Source organism: Rhodanobacter terrae (assembly GCF_042657005.1).
In the GTDB taxonomy this organism is placed as follows: Bacteria; Pseudomonadota; Gammaproteobacteria; order Xanthomonadales; family Rhodanobacteraceae; genus Rhodanobacter; species Rhodanobacter terrae.
The window spans coordinates 1-1,002 of sequence record NZ_JBHSNG010000079.1 but is presented as its reverse complement, the minus strand read 5'-3'; the positions used below and the strand labels follow the sequence as shown (position 1 = coordinate 1,002).

The 1,002-nt window shown below is 55.0% G+C and carries 1 protein-coding gene and 1 pseudogene; both read left to right on the top strand.

The window, feature by feature from the left end; all coding sequences use genetic code 11:
• A pseudogene (locus ACFPPB_RS20305) lies at window positions 1–105 on the top strand (IS1595 family transposase); the annotation flags it as partial.
• A 99-nt stretch (window positions 106–204) separates the two neighbouring features.
• The gene (locus tag ACFPPB_RS20300; RefSeq protein WP_377330477.1) at window positions 205–795 is read left to right on the top strand and encodes a Fic family protein; all 591 of its coding nucleotides are present in this window, start codon (window positions 205–207) and stop codon (window positions 793–795) included.
• Window positions 796–1,002 lie beyond the last annotated feature (207 nt).

Here is a 1,002-nt window from a genome sequence, read left to right as displayed (position 1 = left end):
CGTTTTCGACTGCGCGAGATGCTGCCGCGTCTGGCTCGCGCCATGATGCTGTGCAAGCCCCATGCGGAGCCGGTCTTGCGGATGGCTAGCAATTTTCATGGCTGAGGATCAGGGCTAATCAGGTGGCTTGATGGTGACCCCATTCGAAATCGTGATATCGGACCGTTCAAACAAGAGGAGCTTGAACACGAGTTATCAGACTACATGGCGGAGGCGAACACCGAGGCCTTTGGCGACGGTCGCTCGAAACTTGAGTTTGAAACGTTGGCTAATTCCGATCTACCTTCTGCGGGCTCCATTGTAGACTTCGAGGGGTTTTGCAAGGTACTGAAGTACATAAAGCAGGCAACTTCTCCGCCTCCGTCTGGGTTCCGAGCAAGGAGCATTGCGACTGCTCGGGATAGAAACGGTAGCTACGTCGTTTACCCGAGCCCGACTTACGTCCTTTCGCAGCTCGGTGTCATCTACGAGCATTGGAAACGTTATCGGGTGATAGAGCCCGGATTCGCGGCTGTCGTGGCTATGACCGCCTTGACGAACCTCCATCCTTTCATCGATGGTAATGGAAGGATCGCCAGAATTGTCTTCAACTGGACCTTGAACCCAAGCCGCGCCAACCCTGTGTATCTTCCCATCTACGAGCTGTCAGCCTTGTCTAGATGTGGATATCTCGTGCGCTTACGTCAAGCCCAATACCATTCGGAATGGGGGCCCTTGTTCCAATTTCTATTGCTCTGTAGCGAGAGGCTGTTCTATGACGGAGGTGTAAATCTCATCTCTGCACAATCGCCGTAAGGCGCAAAAGGGACGGAAGGATTTTGCATGAGCGCTCATGTCTGGCGCGTGCACCTCGACTCCCGCGAAGCTCATCCGACAACCTGATTAGCGTCGAACCTCAGTGAAGAAAATTACTCGCCAAGCGCAGCATCGGCTCCGGGCAAGGCTTGCAGAGCACCATCGCGCGCGTCAGCCGCGGCAGCAGGTCGTGCAGTCGAAACCGGC